The following is an 18664-nucleotide window of genomic DNA, read 5'->3' on the forward strand; positions in this document are numbered from 1 at the left end:
GTAACATGGATTTAAAATTAACAAATCGAGCAAAACTCTGGGGAATTAGCTACTTTTATTTCGAAATTTAACGATATGGAAGTACAAGTGAAAGACATCGTTATCGAGCGATCGGAAAATACGAAAATCAAGGAGGTCGATTTTGACAACCTGGCTTTCGGCAGCGTATTCACCGACCACATGCTTGTTTGTGATTACAAAAACGGCCAATGGGAACGCCCCAAGATCGTCCCTTATCAACCTTTGGTACTGGAGCCTTCGGCAAAGATCTTTCACTACGGACAGTCGATTTTCGAAGGGATGAAGGCCTACAAGGATGCCGACGGCCAAGCATGGTTATTCAGGCCACTCGACAACCAAAAACGGCTCAACATCTCGGCCAAACGCTTGGCGATCCCGGAACTGCCGGAATCGTACTTTATGGATGGTCTGGTCGCGCTATTGAAGTTGGAAAACGACTGGATACCCAACACCCCTGGGAGCTCATTGTACATCCGTCCGTTCATATTGGCATCCGGAAACGGGTTCCACGCGTCACCTGCCGATGCCTATAAGTTCATCATCGCCTGTGCCCCGTCAGGCGCCTATTTTTCAGGGAAAGTCAAAGTACTTATCGAACAAAAATATTCGCGTTCTGCCAATGGCGGCGTCGGATACGCCAAGGCCGGTGGAAATTATGCCGGGCAGTTTTACCCGACACAGCTCGCCGTTGAAAAAGGCTATCACCAGGTCATTTGGACCGACGATAATGCCCATGAATACATTGAGGAGGCCGGTGCCATGAACATTTTCGTACGTATCGGGGACACCCTGATCACCGCCCCTACCAATGACAGGATTTTGGATGGTATTACCCGAAAAAGCATTTTGCAAATCGCCGAAGATGAAGGCATCACCACCGAAGTCCGAAAAATCAGTGTAAGTGAAATCGTAGCGGCTGCGAACAACGGTAGCTTGAAAGAACTTTTCGGGGCAGGAACCGCTGCAGTGGTCTCACCGATCGCCGCATTTGGGTATCAGGGAACGGACTATGAATTGCCTGAACTCGAAAATTCATATGCCAGTTTCTTAAAACAACGGATTACGGACATCCAATACAACCGTGTCGAAGACAAATACGGTTGGCGATTCAAGGTCGACTAGTCCAAATCGTTGTGGATCATTGCCCCAAGATCGTGGCGATATCCGGTTTGAAATAGTTGGGTCCTTTCAGGACTTTGCCATCTTCACGGTAAATCGGTTTGCCGTCGCCCCCTAATTTGCTCATGTTACTGCGTTGGATCTCTTCGAAAACCTCTTCGATTTTATATTGCATGCCATGCTCGAGTATGGTACCGCATAGAATATAGAGCATATCGCCCAAGGCGTCAGCGACTTCGACCAGATCCCCGGTACTGGCAGCTTCGAAATATTCCTTGTTCTCCTCATCCATAAGATTGAATCGCAAGGTGTTCTTTTCCTTACCGAGATCCGCAACAGGGGTTTGGTTTACGCCTAGGCCGAACGCATTGTGGAACAGCTCGACCGCCTTCAATTTATTTTCCATTAAAATGACAATTACTTTAGCTTTGCATAAAAATAGGAAATCCAAGATGTTATCCACCGGACAATTGATTTTTGCGGCACTTTTCATTATCACCTTCACCATTGTGATCTTCTTACAATATCGCAAGGATAAGAAACTACATCTGGCCAATTACCGGGGAGCGACTTGGGTGTTACTCATCTTTATGGTTTTCTTAATATTCCTCTTCGGAATTAAATACTTTCTCAAAAATTAACAGATTATTTACTTACACCACAAAAATCCGGCATTTAGCAACATTCGTTCGCGTAATATAGGAAAAGACGTACTTTTGTAGCGGACAGTAAATAAACAATGACAACACTCTTAACCATTTTCATCTCTTTGCTTGTTCTCAACGCTATGTTGCTGATTTTTAGCGTTAACGGAGCATCTGAAAAGATGAAAAAATCAAACAGGAAAATCTCCGACCCGACGATTCCACAGCTGTTCCCCCAGGAATATTCGAATACGGAGTACAAAAAAGCCGTTTAGTACGTACCTTTAAGGTATGAAACAGGCTTTGCTCGTTTTTTTAGGTGGTGGCGCAGGAAGCGTACTGCGATTCTACCTGACCAAGGCTTTCAACCCCCTAATCCAAAATTTTTTCTTAGGTACCTTCGCTTCCAATATCCTAGGCAGTTTGCTTATCGGTGTCATTTTGGGGCTAAGTATCAAACAACAGGTACTTTCGAATGACCAATCACTACTTTTGGCTACGGGATTCTGCGGCGGCTTCACTACTTTTTCTGCCTTCGCTTTCGAAAAACATTCCCTCTTACAATCAGGACAGTTCGTACAACTTGCCCTTTATCTTGGGGCCAGCATCATTGTCGGTATTGCCTGTGTGGCCTTAGGCCTATGGCTGGCCAAAATGCTGTCTTGATTGGCTTTTCCATAAATTGTTGCATTATTTTTCTTAAAATGTGTTAATTGTTATAAAATCAACAATGTAAATTCTCGTTTTATTGTTGAACATTGAGAATTCTTCATTTTTATTTAACAAAATAATAATACCCCCTAAACAATAGGGGGTATTTTTTTTAAACTGATAAAAATGACGATCCACCCTATTTTTTCTGATACCCTCAACTTCAAATTGATATATATTTGGCCGTTAACTAACAAATTCAATTATGAAAAAAGTCGAGGCAATCATTCGAAAATCAAAATTCGATGAAGTGAAAAAAGCACTTCACGAAATTGAGGTCAACTTCTTCAGTTACTGGGATGTGACCGGAGTTGGCAATGAGAAACAAGGGCACGTTTACCGTGGCATTTCGTACAGTACGACCGATATCCAAAGAAGGTATTTGGTCATTGTGGTATCCGATAGTTTTTTGGATAAGACCATAGAAACCCTTCTAGGGTCTGCGGCCACAGGAAATGTCGGTGACGGAAAGATCTTCGTTTCCGATGTACAGGAAACCTATCGTATTCGCACCAAAGAAAGCGGTTCAGACGCAATTAACTAAAAACCAACCAACTTAAGAATAGAAATATGGAAGCAGGATTATTTACAGCGAACAATGTTTGGATGATGGTGTGCACCGGTTTGGTGTTCTTCATGCACCTCGGATTTTCCTTTTTGGAGATCGGGTTGACCAGACAGAAAAATACAGTCAACATTCTGTTCAAGAATGTATTCATTATATGTGTAGGTCTTTTGCTCTACTACATTGGCGGATTCAACCTCATGTACCCAGGCTTTGAAGATGGGGACGGTGGGTTCTTGAAATTCGCCGGATTCGGTATCGCCGCGCCTGAAGGGGGCATGACCCCTGACTATGCCGACGGCGGATACACTTGGTGGACGGATTTCCTATTTCAAGGGATGTTCGCCGCTACAGCGGCCACGATCGTATCGGGTGCCGTTGCGGAACGTATCAAATTGGGAGGGTTCATGATCTTCACCATCGTTTATGTCGGATTGGTCTATCCAATCGTCGGCGCCTGGAAATGGGGTGGCGGATGGTTAGATGGTCTTGGATTCTACGACTTCGCAGGTTCGACATTGGTACACTCCGTTGGAGGATGGGGGGCATTGATCGCCATCTACCTTTTGGGTGCCCGTATCGGTAAATTCGGTGAGGATGGAAAACCCAAGGCGATTCCCGGTCACAACCTACCACTGACCGCGGCAGGGGTACTGATCCTTTGGTTGGGATGGTTCGGATTTAATGGCGGCTCCGTGCTTTCGGCCGATCCGGAACTGACCTCTTTGGTCTTGGTCACCACTTCATTGGCAGCCGCTGCCGGAGGTGTTGCCGCATTCTTGACGTCGACCTTGATGTATAAAAATTACGACTTGACCATGTTCTTGAATGGTATATTGGGAGGCCTAGTCGGAATCACCGCAGGTGCCGATCAAATGTCACCGAACGAAGCCGTCATCATCGGTTTACTGGCTGGGGTCATCATCGTATTGGGTGTGGCCTTGATCGATAAATTGAAACTTGATGACCCTGTAGGTGCCGTTGCCGTTCACTTGATCTGTGGTATCTGGGGAACATTGGCCGTCGGGATCTTCGGAGCCATGGCAAGCTTTGACCAATTCTTGATCCAATTGGCAGGTGTAGGGGCCGCTGCAGCGTTTTGTTCGCTCACGGCGTTCATCATCCTGTTCACCATTAAAAAAGTTTCCGGACTCCGCGTTTCGGAAAAGGAAGAATTGGAAGGGCTCGATCTACACGAACACGGTATGGATGCCTATGCCGATTTCAGGATGAACCAACACTAAAATCCATATAAAGGAAACGGAGCGTTTGGCAGAACGCTCCGTTAAATAACCTTTTCCACTTTTAAACATTCAATTAATCAATAAACGACACCCTTTGGATAGGGGTCATAACCTTTTGAAATATGAAAACGATTATCAATACAAAGTACATAAAAAATTTAGGAATTTTCGCCCTTGCTTTGATGGCCGCACCATTGATGGCCCAAGAAGAGGAAGAAGAAAAAAGCAAATTCGATATCAGCGGTACCGTAGATGTCTACTACCGTGCGAACTTGACCGCCCCGAACGATGAGGATGCCATTGCCCCTGGCTCTTCCTTTGCCAACCTACCCGGATTTTCTTTGGGTATGGCCAACGTCATCGCCAGTTATGAAGGTGAGAAAGTAGGTTTCGTTGCCGATCTTGTTTTCGGCCCAAGGGGAACCGATGCGATTTTCGCCTCACCACTTTACTCGGCGACCGGTGACATCATCAACCAGCTGTATGCTTATTGGAACGTCAGTGAATCGGTGACCTTGACCTTGGGGAATTTCAACACTTTCTTAGGATACGAGGTCATCTCCCCTGCTGGAAATTTCAACTACAGTACCAGCTACTTGTTCTCTTACGGACCCTTCAGCCATACCGGCTTGAAAGCGGATTTTGACCTGGGTAACGAGTGGAGTGCCATGTTGGCCGTGATGAACCCGACCGACATCACCGAGTTCAACCCAACCGGTGACTATGCCGTTGGGGCCCAATTGGGGTATTCGGGTCAATTCTTGAACCTTTTGTATAGCCAGGGTGGATTCGAAATCGACTACACGGGTGGGTTCGATCTTTCGGACGACTTCTTTTTGGGAATCAACGCAGCCTACTTTAGCCTTGAGGACGATGGCGGAAGCTTTGCCGGTGCCGCATTGTACCCACAATACAAAACTTCGGAAAACTTTACGATCGGACTGCGTGCTGAGTACTTCACCGAAACCGATTCATTCGGTGCCATCGGTGCCGTCGATGCCGATGGGGATGCCAGCGTCTTGGCCTTGACCTTGACCGGAAACGCAACGGTAGGTGATTTGACGATCATTCCGGAAATCCGATTGGATAGTGCTTCGGAAGATGCCTTTATCGACAACGATTTGGATCCAACATCAAGTCTTGCCTCCTTCTTGGTGGCGGCGGTATACTCTTTCGATTAAAGAAACCACTTTAATGCTGACTCAAATGGCGGATCCCCTGATTTACGTTGGGGGATTTGCTATTTTTTAAAGTCCTTTACTCCTGCCTTCACCTTAGTTTTCAAATAATTTTGCCTTGGCACTAAGGGGCAGGAGTATTTTTTATTGTAAACGCAATACGGATTGTACGCCAAGTTGAAATCAATGACCAAAACCTCCCCTTCGGGAATGGTCAAATCGATATAGCGCCCACCGCCATAAGTACTTTCCCCATTGGTGTCATCGGCAAAGGGAAGAAAAAGGTAGTCTTCATAACCCTCCTCCCCGATCAAATCCAAACTGCGGTATACCTCCAATTGATGGGATGCCCCGTTCAACTCGAAATAGGCGACACCAAAGACCACTTCCTCGGTCTTGCGGTCGGTATTGGTCGCCAAGAAAAAAGGTTGGGCATCAGGGGTACGTTCGAACCGCGCCTCGACCACATAAGTGGTATCCGGTTCAAAGAAATCGAGCCCTATGAAATCCTTGCGGTATCGATCGGGCAGCGGGGATGCTTCAGGATCGGAAAACTCGGCATTCAGGTCTTTTCGATGCTGTAAAATCGCCTTGATTTTTTCAGGAACACCTTGGGGTTCAACGACCGCTTCATGATAGCGTTTGGGCTGTTTGCATCCCAAAATCAAAACCACGACCAAAAAGAGAAGCTTTTTCCGCATGCTCAAAAATACGACCAAAAGCGTATTGGTTCAGTTGGTTCATCGTACTTTGGTCGTTCAAAACCGATTTCCATGAAAAAAGCCTTGGCCTTTTGTATTGTTTTATGTCTAACTGGATGTAAGCCTACCCCTCCGGACACGGAAAAATCCCCGACACCCACAGCACTGCCGTCAGGACGGTACAATGTCGCCTTTTTGATCATGGACGGGGTGTACAACACCGAGTTCACGGCCCCCTTTGATATTTTTCAGCACACCCAATTCCGTGAGGGTATCAAGGCAATGAATACCTTCACCGTTGCCAATACCTTAGATCCCATTACGAGTTTCGAAGGAATCCGGATCCTACCGGATTTCGATTACACCCAAGACGAGCTTCCGCGAATCGACATCTTGGTCGTTCCCAGTGCCGAACATCATTTAGATTCCGATTTGAAAGATACGGTGATGATCGATTTCGTGAAACAGGTTGATCGCGAGGCCCTTTACGTCACCTCCCATTGTGATGGGGCTTTTGTATTGGCCCAAGCAGGACTCTTAGACGGTTCGGTATCGACTACCTTTCCTAGTGACATCGAAACCTATAAAGAAAGGTTTCCGCAATTGCAAGTGCGCGACAGTCTGCTGTTCGTACACGACGGCAAATACATTACTTCGGCCGGTGGGGCCAAAAGCTTCGAAGCGGCACTCTATCTCGCAGAGGTATTGTACGGAAAGGAAATCGCAAGATCCCTGGCCAAGGGTCTGGTCATTGATTGGGACCTTGATCAGGTCGCCCATGAGGTTATTCGTCCTTGAGGTTGTATCTGGCGTCTTTCAGGTACTTGGTCACCAGGGTATTGAATTCGGGCGTGATCCGGAACAAGGCGGTATGTTCTAGACGGTATAGCTTTTCGGCATCGGTGAATCCGTTTTTCAACGCTTCTTCCAAATAAAAAAGTGCCGTACCATAGTCTTCGTTTTTAGCAGCCAAGGAAACGACCTTGAGGTAGTGATCCATCTCACCGGGTTCGGTAATCGTCTTCAGCATCAAAAGCAGCACCAGCGCCTCTTCGTTTACTGATTTATCGGATTTGACAACATCGATATTGTCGTCGACCAGGGCATTGACAAAACCATCAAGACGTTCACCCATACGGCGCTCTGCCTGGGTATCCCCTTTCTTGAATCCCTTGATCTGTTGCATTTGATAGCTCCACCATCCCAAATTATTGAAGTTGTAGGTCAACAGGTCTTCTTCCAAATAATACACATAATCTTCGCGTAGCAAAGATTCCTTGAAGAAGGCCGCATTTTCATTTCGTTTGGCACTGCGATAGCCCCGCTCCTTTTTAAGTAGCTTTTGGTGCTCTCGCAAACTATCGGTATCGACAAGGAGGCGATAGGCCTTGATCATCGCCATGGTTTCTTGTTCTGCCATCAGATAGTTGCCCGAATCCCTTAAGGAACGGACCAAGTCCATTTCGGCCTTGTACTGGGCTTCGATCTCTGTCTTGTCTATTTGGACGGATTGTTTCTTGACTGCGGCCAAATCGAAATACCATAGGGCTTTCTCCAGGTCGGCATGTCCGGGCCATCCTCCCGAACCCTTGAAATCCAAAATGAAATTCGGGATGCGCAGCTTGTTCAATATCTTGGCATCTTGCAATACATCAGGATAGGTATAATTCGACGGGTCGACCAAAACCACATGTTGAAAGCGCACCTTACCGGTGAGCAATTCGGTATTGGCCAAAGAAGCGTTGATCGAAAGCACCCCTTCGATATTCTTGATCAATATGGGCAAAAGGTTGGCGAACCGGCCACCCCCTTGATGTCCTCCCGTGTATATCCGACTGCTATTGACAGGTAGGAGACCCGTAGCTTTTTCTATGGTTCGTTGGGCGATCAGCACATTATTGGAAAGGGAAACGGAATCGTGCACCTGGTTTGGGGAGGCCAAGATGAAACCGCGATTTTCGGCTGCTTGTAGGAACATCGACATAGTCCGCCTGTTTTGGCCATACATATCGAAAAGGAACAAAATCGGCCAGTTCTTATTCGGCTCGAATTTCGTTGGCAAGAACAAGGAAAAACTTTCTTTTGAAGTTTCGGATATGGGAACGGAATCAATGATCGTCCCCTTTCTGAGGTTGATATCTTGCGCGAAGAATGGCTGGCTAGCTACAATGAAGAAGCAGACTACAAGATATTTTTTTACCATATTGCAATTACATCAAAAATCCGGCCAAAAACAAAATCTAGCCTAATCATTGTCATTTTTCCATCGTATTTGGTAGGGTCGCATTCGAAATGACATTCGAAAGCACGATGTGGGTGCGTGTTTCACCGTAAGCGATCAGCCGGTCGATAAAGCGTTCTAAATGGAATTGATCCCGAAGTACGACCTCCATGATGATATTTTCATTACCGGTGATGCGGTAGCAATTGACCACCTCCTCAAAGGTCCCGACACTGTTCAGGAACGGTTTGAGTTTGCCTACGAAGGCCCTAAGGGTGATCATGGCCCTAAGTTGGAAACCCAACGCGGCATGGGAGACCTCGGTACGGTATTTTTGGATGATCCCCACATCTTCCATCTTCTTGATGCGCTCGGCCACGGCAGGTGAGGTCAGTCCGATTTCACGACCGATATCGGAAAAGGTGGCGCGGGCATTTTGCTGCAAAAGCCCAAGAATCTGCATATTGATATCATCAACTTTAAATTCCATAGCAATTTCTTATATTTTTTTAAATTTAAAGGTATTTTTTAATTTAAGCCTAAATATATTAAGTAAAATACCTTATTTCTTATGTAATTTTATGTCTACTTAATTGCTAGGATAAAGATGTTGAATCCCAATGCGCCGTCCATACACCAAAAGTCCCAGGCCCTTTGTGACCTGAGCCAGGCAGTGGCGAGCTATTTTTCGAAACAGAACGATGTGTTCAAGCGCAAACGCACGGCCGCATTACGCGATGACATCGCCAATTCCATTGCCACCGATGCCCTGTTGCTTCCTGCAACCTTGCGGAAGGTGCAAACTTCCGATTCGATCCGCACCCTACGTCACCATGTTGCCTTTGTGAATACCATCACCAAAAATATCCTTTCGTATTGTAATGGCTTGGAAAAAGACGGCATCCGCGAACGCGAATATGTCGGACTTTTGCGCAAGGAGATTTACTCTTTCCGAACGTATTTCAAACAGTGGCGATCCTCTTTTCTAGAGTAGAAGCCCTACCCTGTCTACATATTCCTTCGGTATTGCCCACCGACTTCGAAGAGCGCCTTGGTGATTTGCCCCAATGAACAATATTTGGTGACTTCCATTAAGGTTTCGAAAAGATTCCCGTTGGCTACGGCGGTATCCTGCAAGGATCGAAGCAATTGATCGGAAACCGATCGGTTTCCCTCGTTCAAATCGGTGACTGTCTGGATCTGAAGCATTTTTTCTTCCTCGGTGGCCCTGATGACCTCGGCGGGTAAAATAGTCGGCGACCCCTTCGAGCTCAAAAAAGTATTGACCCCGATGATCGGGTAGGCGCCGTTATGCTTTAAGGTTTCGTAATGCAGGCTTTCTTCTTGGATCTTCGATCGTTGGTACATGGTTTCCATAGCCCCCAATACCCCACCGCGTTCGGTAATCCGATCGAATTCCATCAAAACGGCCTCTTCGACCAAGTCGGTCAATTCTTCAATAATAAAGGAACCCTGTAGCGGATTTTCATTCTTGGCCAAACCGAGTTCACGATTGATGATCAACTGTATGGCCATTGCCCGACGAACCGACTCTTCGGTCGGCGTGGTTATCGCTTCATCGTAGGCGTTGGTATGCAAGGAATTGCAATTGTCGTAAATAGCGTAAAGGGCCTGTAAGGTCGTTCGGATATCGTTAAAGTCGATTTCTTGGGCATGAAGGCTCCTTCCTGAGGTCTGGATGTGGTACTTGAGCATTTGCGCCCGCGCACCTGCCCCGTATTTCATTTTCATGGCCTTGGCCCAGATACGGCGTGCCACGCGACCGATAACCGCATATTCTGGATCGATACCGTTCGAAAAGAAGAACGACAGGTTCGGTCCGAATTTATCGATGTCCATACCCCGACTCAAGTAATACTCGACATAGGTGAACCCGTTCGACAAGGTGAACGCCAATTGCGATATCGGATTCGCCCCTGCTTCGGCGATATGGTATCCTGAAATGGAGACCGAATAAAAGTTGCGCACGTTCTGGGAGATGAAATACTCTTGCACATCACCCATCAATCGTAAGGCGAACTCCGTAGAGAAGATGCAGGTATTCTGCGCTTGGTCTTCTTTAAGGATATCGGCCTGTACCGTTCCCCTGACCTGGGCCAGGGTATTGGCCTTAATGGTATCGTAGACGTCTTGGGGCAATACCTGATCACCGGTCACCCCTAATAGCATCAAGCCCAAACCGTCATTACCTTCGGGCAAGGCGCCGTTGTATCGAGGTCGCGCAATGCCTTTCTTTTTGAAAATCGCCTCGATCTTTCGATCGATTTCATCAGTCAAGCCGTTCTCTGAAATATACTTTTCACAATTTTGATCGATAGCGGCGTTCATAAAAAACCCGAGTAGCATCGGTGCCGGGCCATTGATCGTCATACTGACCGAGGTCATGGGATCGCTTAAATCGAAACCTGAATACAGTTTTTTGGCATCATCCAAACAACATATCGAGACCCCTGCATTTCCGATTTTTCCATAGATGTCGGGGCGATGCCCTGGATCGTGGCCATACAAGGTCACCGAATCGAAAGCGGTCGAAAGCCGTTTTGCCGGCATGCCAAGACTTACGTAATGAAAGCGACGGTTGGTGCGTTCGGGGCCACCTTCACCTGCGAACATACGCGTAGGATCCTCGCCTGTGCGTTTGAATGGATAGATTCCAGCAGTGTACGGAAATTGTCCTGGGAGGTTTTCTTGCAGCATCCACCCCAAGAGATCTCCCCAAGCCCGGTACTTCGGCAGGGCGATTTTCGGGATCCTCAAATGCGAAAGCGATTCGGTGGTGGTCTCTATCTTGATTTCCTTATCCCTGACCTTAAAGGAATAAACGGGATCCCCATAGCGCTTAACTTGCTGTTGCCAATTGAGGATTTCATCCCAATGATAGGGATCCAGGTCTTTTTTAATGGTCTCGAATTGGGTCAACAACAGTTCAAGAAATTCAGTCTGTTCACCCTGGGCCTTTTCGCGAAGGGCTTGGGCATCTACCCCCGTAGCCAATAAAACAGCATGGGCGGAATCCGAATCCGGTTCGATCCCGACCAGCGATATCAAGGTCATATAGACGCCATATAAGCGCTGGGCTACCTGGCGTTGCGTTCTGGCCTTAAGATCATAATCCCGATTCGATTCGGCGATTTCGGAGAGGTAACGGACCCTCGCTGGTGGAATCACGAACAGCTTTTCAGAAACTTCATCGCCTTTGGCCTCGGGAGCTTCGAACCCATTCGAAGCTTGTGCCGTCAGCTGTTCCATAATGGCACGGTACAAACGGTTCATCCCGCCATCATTGAACTGTGAGGCTATGGTACCGAATACGGGAAGCTCGTGGTCCTTAGCTTCCCACAATCCGTGGTTTCGTACATATTGCTTCTTGACATCGCGCAAGGCATCAAGGGCGCCCCGTTTGTCGAATTTATTGATGGCGACCAAATCGGCGAAATCCAACATATCGATCTTCTCCAATTGGGTGGCCGCCCCGAATTCAGGGGTCATCACGTATAGCGAAACATCACTGTGCTCCAAAATCTCGGTATCGGACTGTCCGATGCCCGAGGTTTCCAAAATGATCAAATCGAACGATGCCGCTTTTAATACCTCAACGGCTTCCTTTACATATTTTGAAAGCGCCAAGTTCGATTGCCGTGTGGCCAAGGAGCGCATATACACCCTCGGATGGTGTATGGCGTTCATACGGATACGATCACCCAATAACGCCCCCCCGGTCTTTCGCTTCGAAGGGTCTACCGAAACCACACCGATATGTTTGTCAGGGTGTTCGTTCAAAAACCTTCGGATCAGCTCATCGACCAAACTGGATTTTCCCGCACCACCAGTTCCGGTAATCCCCAATACGGGAACCGAACGTTCGCCTTTGAGCGTATCAAAATGCATATGGAATTCATAGGGCCTATTCTCGGCCAAGGAAATCAAACGGGAAATGGCACCGACCTCCTTGTTGTGCAGTTGTTCTTGTAACGCGTTGGACGTTGCCTCGGGTAAGGGTGGAACAGGACGATCGCTCTTTTCAACCAAATCATTGATCATGCCTTGCAGGCCCATCTCACGACCATCGTCAGGGGAATAGATCCGTTCGATACCGTAGTCCATCAAAGCCTTGATCTCTTCCGGCAAAATAACCCCGCCTCCGCCACCGAATATCTTAATATGACCGGCACCCTTTTCTTGGAGCAGGTCGTACATGTATTTGAAATACTCGTTATGTCCGCCTTGATATGATGTCATGGCTATGGCATTCGCGTCTTCCTGTATCGCACAATCGACTACTTCGGCCACACTTCGGTCATGTCCGAGATGGATCACTTCGACCCCGGTGGATTGAATGATCCTCCGCATGATATTGATCGCTGCATCATGCCCATCGAACAAGGATGCGGCGGTGACGATGCGTATTTTGTTTTTCGGTACGTACGCTTTGATTTGTTCCATTGTCAAAATAAGGCCCAAATTGGGACTGCAATTTACGAAAAATGCAATAAAATATCGGTTATAGTTAGAATTTTACAAAATAATATCGATAAGCGGTCCCCTTTTTCAGAAAAGAATAATTTTATGGGCTAAATCCTATTGATTTGAAAACGACCTTCCTTATCCATTGCAATGACGATGTCGGTATTATCAGTGCCGTAACCAATTTCATCCATATCAATGGCGGAAATGTGGTGTATCTCGATCAACATGTCGACAAAGATGCCGGGGTGTTTTTTATGCGCCTTGAAGCGGAGTTTGCCAAGGCAGTCGACCTGGAAGCGTTAGAAAGCGATTTCCAATCCGCGATCGCTGGTACGTTTGCCATGCATTGGCAGGTGTTCATCGGGGGTGCCAAACCAAGAATGGCGCTGTTCGTATCCAAGTACAATCACTGTCTTTATGATCTATTAAGCCGCTATCGCTCGGGGGAGCTCGAAGTAACCATTCCGTTCATCATCAGCAACCATGACGATCTGCGCTATGTGGCGGAGCAATTCGAAATACCGTTTCACCATATCCCATACACCCGCGAGATCAAAGACGAAGGTGAGGCCGCGCAACTGGAGTTGTTGCTTGGCCACCAAATCGATTTCATCGTCTTGGCCCGATACATGCAAATCGTGGGAAAAAACGTTATCGACCGGTTTACCAATAGGATCATCAACATCCACCATTCGTTTCTCCCGGCCTTCGCCGGGGCCAAGCCCTATCATGCCGCGTATAAGAGAGGGGTGAAGATCATCGGCGCCACCAGCCATTATGTGACCGAAGCGCTTGATGAGGGTCCAATTATAGAACAAGATGTCACCGCTGTTTCCCATACCCATAGTATCGGGGATTTTATTGGGAAAGGAAGGGATCTTGAGAAAATCGTCTTGGCCCGTGCGGTTAAGCTGCACATCGAGCGGAAAACGATGGTATACAATAACAAGACCGTTATTTTTACATAATGCTTTAAAACACTTTCCATGAGAAAAATTTCCATTATCGCCTTGGCCTTTCTATTCGTGGCCTGCAACGAATTGCAACAAGTCGTCAATCAATTGCCCCAAGGCTCGATAGGCAATGCTGAGATCGCTTCCGGACTAAAAGAAGCCCTTCAAATGGGTATTGAGAAACAGGTCGGTAAACTGGCGCTGGAAGACGGTTTTTTCAAAAATGAATTGGTCAAGATACTGTTGCCCGAGGAGTTGAAGAAAGTGGATAATGCCCTGCGCAAAGTCGGTTTGGGTAAACTGGCCGATGAAGGGTTGAAAGTAATGAACAGGGCCGCCGAAGATGCGGTAGGTGAAGCCATTCCGATATTCGGAAATGCCATTCGCAACATTTCCTTTCAAGACGCCAGGCAGATCTTGTTGGGGGGTGATGGGGCGGCCACCAACTACCTACAGCAAAGTACGGAGACCCTCTTGTACGACAAGTTCAAACCCATTATCGATTCCTCCTTCAAAAAAGTGGGGGCCGATAAGATTTGGGCGTCCTTGATCAGTGAGTACAACAAAATACCCTTTACCAAGACCGTTGACCCCAATTTGACGGAATATGTCACCCTTGAAGCACTCGATGGGGTCTATACCATGGTCGAAATCGAAGAGAATGCGATACGGTCAAAGGTAAGCTCAAGGACCACCACCTTATTGCAACGTGTCTTCGCGCTACAGGATTAACGAAAATTTAATTTTCCCCCTTGCAATATTCCCTTGCAATGGGCGTTATAATCCTATCAGAACAAGGCAATTATAACCTATTGCTAAAGTTATTTTAACATCAAGTAAATCGTTATAATTGAATTTTGTACAAGTTATCTGAGTTAGCATTTTTTTGAGTTAGTTAGTTTAAAAAGGCCGGTTAGTCACCGGCCTTTTGCATTCCCCAACATTCGATTTCGATCCATACCCCTTGAAATTTTGCTGTTATTTTGGCTAAACGGAGGTAAGTTCTTATCGGGATTAACTGTTTTTAAGGTTTCGTTAACATTTTCGGCGGGTCGATTTTATAACTTGTTAACAGTACTAATTCATCAATCAAAAATGAGACAATTCCGCCATTGTGTTGTCCTGGGCTTGGCCGTGCTCCAAGGTTTCCTGCTTTTTGGGAAGGAAGGGCATGCGGGTACTGCTTTGTCTCCATATAACCTGGTTTTCCAAGACTCTTTGGATTGGGCGGATTATTACTACAACGTACACCGCTATGAAAAGGCTATCGACCTCTACCAAAAAAATCTCGAAAACGCGGGAACCGGTAAAACCAAGATCTTAAAGAAACTCGCATTAAGCGAAGCGGCCATTGCACACCCTGAGGAGGCTTCTACCTATATCAACGAATTCCTGAAAGTCGATTTCGATCCTTCGTTCCTATCCCATGAAGGCTTCGACCCCATACGGGCCTCAGCACCGTTCGAACGTATTTCGAATCGTGTGGTTCCGAAACTTACGGTCTGGGCCTTGTTGTATTTTTTCGTGGCCTTGATCGGATTCTACGTCGTCGGTTCGGTGGTCAGCAATAAGAAAATCGATAAGACGGCACGTTGGTTGATCTCCGGTTTCATTTTCATCCATTCGCTCTTTATCCTCAATATCAGCATCAACAATTCGAATTACCTATTCGAATTCCCACATGCCTATTTGATATCGACCTGGTCTTCCTTCCTCTATGGGCCATTACTGTATTTTTATTTTAGAAGGATCACCGAAAAATACGGGTTTCGGCGGCAAGACCTACTGCACCTGCTTCCAACCCTGGGGCTGCTGATTTACATGATCCCGTCGGTCTACTGGATGACCGCATCCGACAAGGTCGTCTTGATGCTCGATCGCATTCAACAAGGGGTTAGTCCGCAAGATTCGAGCAAGTTGTTGTTATTGGTCATCCTTAAAGCCCTCTCATTGGCGATCTATGCTGTCTACATCCACAAGGTCTATCAACGCTCCAAATCAAAAAAGCTGTTGCAGAGCAAGAACCTGATCTGGCAAAAGAACATCTATCACATCCATGTGCTCTATGTGGTTACCTATTGTTTTTATGGGGTCTTGATCACCAACAGTATCGTTTCGGGTTTCCTTTACCACGTGCCCACCATCGCAATGGCCATCATGGTGCTCTATGTCGGTTATGTGGCCAATTTGCAACCTGATGTATTCAGTGGTATTTACAAGTACACCAACCGCCTGTTCCCGAAATACGTCAAATCGGGTTTGACCGACGGCCTCTCACAAGAATTGAAACAGACCTTGATCCGCCTTTTTGCCGAAGACAAACTCTATCGTCGCAACGATTTGACCCTTGAGATGGTCGCCTCCAAATTGAACACCACACGTCACAACGCCTCCCAAATCATCAATGAGCATTTCGATGCGAATTTCCATGAATTGGTCAACAGTTATCGAATCAAAGAAGCGAAGCAAATGCTCATGACCAAGAACCAAAAGCACCTTAATATCATCGATATCGCGTATGAGGTGGGGTTCAATAATAAGGTCACCTTCAACAAGGCATTTAAAAAAGACACCAACCTGACCCCAACCCAGTTCATCCGATCAAGTATCGAAAACCAGTATTCAAAAGAAGTCCGGTAACCATTCATCGGTGATGAAGTAAGGGTTTATAGGCAATACCCTGATTTAAGGCGCCTTAACTTACCTTGTTAAGGATTGATTTTATTGCGTAAAACGGTCCTAGTGTCCTTCACTAAAAAATTACGTCTCATTTTTAGGAATCATTTGAATTAGTCATCAATACCCTAGGGCCGTTTTCAATAAAACTTGCTGGGTTTAGGGCAACCGCTGCAGATAGCCAATGACCTCTTCGTTAAAGACCATCGGGCGTTCGACGTTCACCACATGCCCACAATTTGCAATGACATGTAGTTCAGAATTGGAATGTGCCTTGACGATTTTTTTGATGGTCGGTAAAAAGAGATAGTCTTCCTCGCCCATCACGTACAAGGTCGGGATCTTGATGTCGACCTGTCGAAAGAACCGCAACAGCGGATTGATCTCAGAAGTCAATCGAAACCATCGCAAAAACTCTTTTTGATACAGTTTCTTGGCTTCGCGTACGAAAAGTGATCGCGATTCTTTGTGGTTCCTATTGGGCATGATGACAAAGGCGAAAAACTTATACAGCCACAAATAGGGAACGATACTTTTAAAGACATTCCCCAAACGCATCAGTACCTGGGATCTGAAATTGAGCTTCATGATCGCCCCGCCCATGATCATACTTTTGACTTTTTGCGGATGCTTTTCGGCCAGATTGCGAATCAGGATGGTTCCTAAGGAGATTCCTATAAAATGGGAGGCTTCGATCCCTTCATGATCGATCACCTCAACGATATCGCCCGTAATTGAGTCGAAGGTATAACGATCATTGAAGGCATCTTTGATATTCGGTTTTGAATTGCCATGCCCCCTTAAATCGAGTAACAGGATATTGAAGTGCTTTTTAAAATCGCGCAGCTGCTTGAACCAGATGGTCGAACTACCCCCTGCCCCATGCACAAAGGTGACCCATTCGGTCGAAGATTCATGAACGTATTTGGTGTAATGGAGCAAGAGAATATTTTTAATAAAAGTACGTTAAAAAAAAGCCAGCAAACCGTTACCGGTTGGGCCTTTTTGCCAAATCTACGTTAAAAAAGGTCGAATCAACTGATTTTTAAGAGTATACAACGACTTCTTACATCCAGAAGCTGTTTTTGGACGTATTTTTAGTGTAACAAATCTTAGTTATCATGGAAAATCAATATTGCAAGGTAGGTGCGGTTACCCCGATTACGAGCGGGGCACATGCCGTGGCCATTTTAGAGTATCGCTATCAGGATTTCTTGGAAAAAGCCTCACAGATGGGAAACATCGATAAACGTTTAGGCGAATTCTTCGAATCAAAGGCGAAAAGCATCAAAACGACTTTGGAAGGCTTGGTCTAAGCACCGAAATACGCATCCATTTCCTTTGCCATGGCATTTTGTAAGGCTTTGGCCTTAGTTGCCGCTGCTTCGGCAAAATCCGTTCCATTTGAAGCATAGATAATTCCCCTAGAGGAATTGACCAGCAAGCCAACTTGGTCGTTCATCCCATTGTGGCAAACTTCTTCGAGACTCCCGCCTTGGGCTCCGACACCTGGCACCAGAAGAAAGTGTTCCGGTACGATTTTGCGCACTTCACGTAAATAGTCCGCTTTGGTAGCCCCAACGACATACATCAAGCGTTCGGCCCCTGCATAGGCGGTCGAAACCCGAAGTACTTTTTTATAGAGTTCCGCGCCACTACCCGCTTCCATTTGAAAATCAAATGCCCCTTGATTGGATGTCAAAGCCAAAAGAATGGCGTGCTTGTCCGTGTAGGTCAGAAAAGGTTCGACCGAATCTTTGCCCATGTAAGGTGCGATGGTTATGGAATCGAAATCGAGGGTTTCGAAAAAAGCCTTGGCATAACGTAACGAGGTGTTGCCGATATCTCCGCGTTTGGCATCGGCGATCGTAAACTGATCCGGGTAGTTTTCATTCAAATACGCCATAGTGCGCTCCAAGGACTTCCATCCCTCCAAACCATAGGCCTCATAAAATGCGATATTGGGTTTGTAAGCCACACAATAGGCTTGGGTAGCGTCAATGATGGCCTTGTTGAAGGTAAAAATCGGATCTTCGGTATCCAATAGGTGTGGCGGTACTTTTTCAAGGTCGGTATCCAATCCTACGCACAAAAAGGATCGTTTCCTTTTAATGTGGCCTACCAATTCGTCGTTCGTCATGTA

At 46.5% G+C, this 18664-nt stretch carries 18 protein-coding genes; 11 read left to right on the plus strand and 7 right to left on the minus strand.

All coding sequences use genetic code 11. The features are described 5' to 3' along the window. Positions 1 to 75 precede the first annotated feature (75 nt). On the plus strand, positions 76 to 1143 hold the full coding sequence (locus ABV409_RS12140) for a branched-chain amino acid aminotransferase (RefSeq protein WP_353877860.1): 1068 nt from the start codon (positions 76 to 78) through the stop codon (positions 1141 to 1143). Between the two features lie 16 nt (positions 1144 to 1159). On the opposite strand, the gene ABV409_RS12145 is transcribed toward ABV409_RS12140, so the two are convergent. Continuing rightward, on the minus strand, positions 1160 to 1546 hold the full coding sequence (locus tag ABV409_RS12145) for a pyrophosphohydrolase domain-containing protein (protein WP_353877861.1): 387 nt from the start codon (positions 1544 to 1546) through the stop codon (positions 1160 to 1162). Between the two features lie 529 nt (positions 1547 to 2075). Here ABV409_RS12145 and crcB point away from each other — a divergent pair. The 4 genes from crcB to ABV409_RS12165 all read left to right on the plus strand — a co-directional run bounded on the left by crcB (position 2076) and on the right by ABV409_RS12165 (position 5485). Continuing rightward, positions 2076 to 2450 (plus strand): fluoride efflux transporter CrcB, encoded by a 375-nt coding sequence (gene crcB, locus ABV409_RS12150; protein ID WP_353877862.1) that lies wholly within the window; start codon positions 2076 to 2078, stop codon positions 2448 to 2450. Positions 2451 to 2700: 250 nt separating this feature from the next. Beyond that, positions 2701 to 3039 carry a P-II family nitrogen regulator gene (locus ABV409_RS12155; protein WP_353877863.1) on the plus strand — a complete coding sequence of 113 codons (339 nt, stop codon included), beginning with the start codon at positions 2701 to 2703 and terminating at the stop codon, positions 3037 to 3039. A 26-nt stretch (positions 3040 to 3065) separates the two neighbouring features. Beyond that, positions 3066 to 4304, plus strand: a complete 1239-nt coding sequence (locus tag ABV409_RS12160) for an ammonium transporter (protein ID WP_353877864.1) — start codon at positions 3066 to 3068, stop codon at positions 4302 to 4304. A gap of 122 nt (positions 4305 to 4426) precedes the next feature. Further along, positions 4427 to 5485 (plus strand): porin, encoded by a 1059-nt coding sequence (locus tag ABV409_RS12165; RefSeq protein WP_353877865.1) that lies wholly within the window; start codon positions 4427 to 4429, stop codon positions 5483 to 5485. 59 nt (positions 5486 to 5544) lie between these two features. Here the strand turns inward: ABV409_RS12165 and ABV409_RS12170 are convergent, their stop codons facing one another. Beyond that, a complete protein-coding gene (locus ABV409_RS12170; protein ID WP_353877866.1) occupies positions 5545 to 6183 on the minus strand; it encodes a DUF1684 domain-containing protein in 639 nt (212 codons plus the stop codon). A 72-nt stretch (positions 6184 to 6255) separates the two neighbouring features. Here ABV409_RS12170 and ABV409_RS12175 point away from each other — a divergent pair, with 72 nt between their 5' ends. Further along, on the plus strand, positions 6256 to 6981 hold the full coding sequence (locus ABV409_RS12175) for a DJ-1/PfpI family protein (RefSeq protein ID WP_353877867.1): 726 nt from the start codon (positions 6256 to 6258) through the stop codon (positions 6979 to 6981). Here the strand turns inward: ABV409_RS12175 and ABV409_RS12180 are convergent. Both ABV409_RS12180 and ABV409_RS12185 read right to left on the minus strand, forming a co-directional pair. Then, on the minus strand, positions 6968 to 8167 hold the full coding sequence (locus ABV409_RS12180) for an alpha/beta hydrolase (RefSeq protein WP_353877868.1): 1200 nt from the start codon (positions 8165 to 8167) through the stop codon (positions 6968 to 6970). The two genes, ABV409_RS12175 and ABV409_RS12180, sit on opposite strands and share 14 nt — an antisense overlap. 271 nt (positions 8168 to 8438) lie before the next feature. Next, on the minus strand, positions 8439 to 8894 hold the full coding sequence (locus tag ABV409_RS12185) for an Lrp/AsnC family transcriptional regulator (protein ID WP_353877869.1): 456 nt from the start codon (positions 8892 to 8894) through the stop codon (positions 8439 to 8441). A 117-nt stretch (positions 8895 to 9011) separates the two neighbouring features. On the opposite strand from ABV409_RS12185, the gene ABV409_RS12190 reads away from it, so the two are divergent. After that, positions 9012 to 9398: a hypothetical protein gene (locus tag ABV409_RS12190; protein WP_353877870.1), complete on the plus strand. Its 387-nt coding sequence runs from the start codon at positions 9012 to 9014 to the stop codon at positions 9396 to 9398. A gap of 14 nt (positions 9399 to 9412) precedes the next feature. Here the strand turns inward: ABV409_RS12190 and ABV409_RS12195 are convergent, their stop codons facing one another. After that, positions 9413 to 12868: a methylmalonyl-CoA mutase family protein gene (locus ABV409_RS12195; RefSeq protein ID WP_353877871.1), complete on the minus strand. Its 3456-nt coding sequence runs from the start codon at positions 12866 to 12868 to the stop codon at positions 9413 to 9415. Between the two features lie 143 nt (positions 12869 to 13011). Here ABV409_RS12195 and purU point away from each other — a divergent pair, with 143 nt between their 5' ends. From purU to ABV409_RS12210, 3 genes are all read left to right on the plus strand, one after another. Next, on the plus strand, positions 13012 to 13860 hold the full coding sequence (gene purU, locus ABV409_RS12200; RefSeq protein WP_353877872.1) for a formyltetrahydrofolate deformylase: 849 nt from the start codon (positions 13012 to 13014) through the stop codon (positions 13858 to 13860). 18 nt (positions 13861 to 13878) lie between these two features. Beyond that, positions 13879 to 14577 carry a DUF4197 domain-containing protein gene (locus ABV409_RS12205; RefSeq protein ID WP_353877873.1) on the plus strand — a complete coding sequence of 233 codons (699 nt, stop codon included), beginning with the start codon at positions 13879 to 13881 and terminating at the stop codon, positions 14575 to 14577. A 363-nt stretch (positions 14578 to 14940) separates the two neighbouring features. Next, positions 14941 to 16485 carry a helix-turn-helix domain-containing protein gene (locus tag ABV409_RS12210; protein WP_353877874.1) on the plus strand — a complete coding sequence of 515 codons (1545 nt, stop codon included), beginning with the start codon at positions 14941 to 14943 and terminating at the stop codon, positions 16483 to 16485. Between the two features lie 195 nt (positions 16486 to 16680). Here ABV409_RS12210 and ABV409_RS12215 read toward each other — a convergent pair whose 3' ends face one another. Continuing rightward, positions 16681 to 17463 (minus strand): alpha/beta fold hydrolase, encoded by a 783-nt coding sequence (locus ABV409_RS12215; protein ID WP_353877875.1) that lies wholly within the window; start codon positions 17461 to 17463, stop codon positions 16681 to 16683. Between the two features lie 179 nt (positions 17464 to 17642). Between ABV409_RS12215 and ABV409_RS12220 the strand changes: the two genes are divergently transcribed. Continuing rightward, positions 17643 to 17837, plus strand: coding sequence for a hypothetical protein (locus ABV409_RS12220; RefSeq protein ID WP_353877876.1), 195 nt, complete (start codon positions 17643 to 17645; stop codon positions 17835 to 17837). Here the strand turns inward: ABV409_RS12220 and pyrF are convergent. Beyond that, positions 17834 to 18661, minus strand: coding sequence for an orotidine-5'-phosphate decarboxylase (gene pyrF / locus ABV409_RS12225; RefSeq protein WP_353877877.1), 828 nt, complete (start codon positions 18659 to 18661; stop codon positions 17834 to 17836). The two genes, ABV409_RS12220 and pyrF, sit on opposite strands and share 4 nt — an antisense overlap. Between the last annotated feature and the right edge of the window lie 3 nt (positions 18662 to 18664).

The organism is Flagellimonas algarum (assembly GCF_040513375.1).
Classification (GTDB): domain Bacteria; phylum Bacteroidota; class Bacteroidia; order Flavobacteriales; family Flavobacteriaceae; genus Flagellimonas_B; species Flagellimonas_B algarum.

Bases quoted from the DNA above. Each gene is read 5' to 3' on its own strand.
- ABV409_RS12140 (WP_353877860.1), top strand. From the start codon at position 76: ATGGAAGTACAAGTGAAAGACATCGTTATCGAGCGATCGGAAAATACG.
- ABV409_RS12155 (WP_353877863.1), top strand. From the start codon at position 2,701: ATGAAAAAAGTCGAGGCAATCATTCGAAAATCAAAATTCGATGAAGTG.
- crcB (WP_353877862.1), top strand. From the start codon at position 2,076: ATGAAACAGGCTTTGCTCGTTTTTTTAGGTGGTGGCGCAGGAAGCGTA.
- ABV409_RS12160 (WP_353877864.1), top strand. From the start codon at position 3,066: ATGGAAGCAGGATTATTTACAGCGAACAATGTTTGGATGATGGTGTGC.
- ABV409_RS12210 (WP_353877874.1), top strand. From the start codon at position 14,941: ATGAGACAATTCCGCCATTGTGTTGTCCTGGGCTTGGCCGTGCTCCAA.
- ABV409_RS12165 (WP_353877865.1), top strand. From the start codon at position 4,427: ATGAAAACGATTATCAATACAAAGTACATAAAAAATTTAGGAATTTTC.
- ABV409_RS12195 (WP_353877871.1), bottom strand. From the start codon at position 12,868: ATGGAACAAATCAAAGCGTACGTACCGAAAAACAAAATACGCATCGTC.
- ABV409_RS12145 (WP_353877861.1), bottom strand. From the start codon at position 1,546: ATGGAAAATAAATTGAAGGCGGTCGAGCTGTTCCACAATGCGTTCGGC.
- ABV409_RS12190 (WP_353877870.1), top strand. From the start codon at position 9,012: ATGTTGAATCCCAATGCGCCGTCCATACACCAAAAGTCCCAGGCCCTT.
- ABV409_RS12170 (WP_353877866.1), bottom strand. From the start codon at position 6,183: ATGCGGAAAAAGCTTCTCTTTTTGGTCGTGGTTTTGATTTTGGGATGC.
- ABV409_RS12220 (WP_353877876.1), top strand. From the start codon at position 17,643: ATGGAAAATCAATATTGCAAGGTAGGTGCGGTTACCCCGATTACGAGC.
- ABV409_RS12185 (WP_353877869.1), bottom strand. From the start codon at position 8,894: ATGGAATTTAAAGTTGATGATATCAATATGCAGATTCTTGGGCTTTTG.
- pyrF (WP_353877877.1), bottom strand. From the start codon at position 18,661: ATGACGAACGACGAATTGGTAGGCCACATTAAAAGGAAACGATCCTTT.
- ABV409_RS12205 (WP_353877873.1), top strand. From the start codon at position 13,879: ATGAGAAAAATTTCCATTATCGCCTTGGCCTTTCTATTCGTGGCCTGC.
- ABV409_RS12175 (WP_353877867.1), top strand. From the start codon at position 6,256: ATGAAAAAAGCCTTGGCCTTTTGTATTGTTTTATGTCTAACTGGATGT.
- ABV409_RS12180 (WP_353877868.1), bottom strand. From the start codon at position 8,167: ATGTCGATGTTCCTACAAGCAGCCGAAAATCGCGGTTTCATCTTGGCC.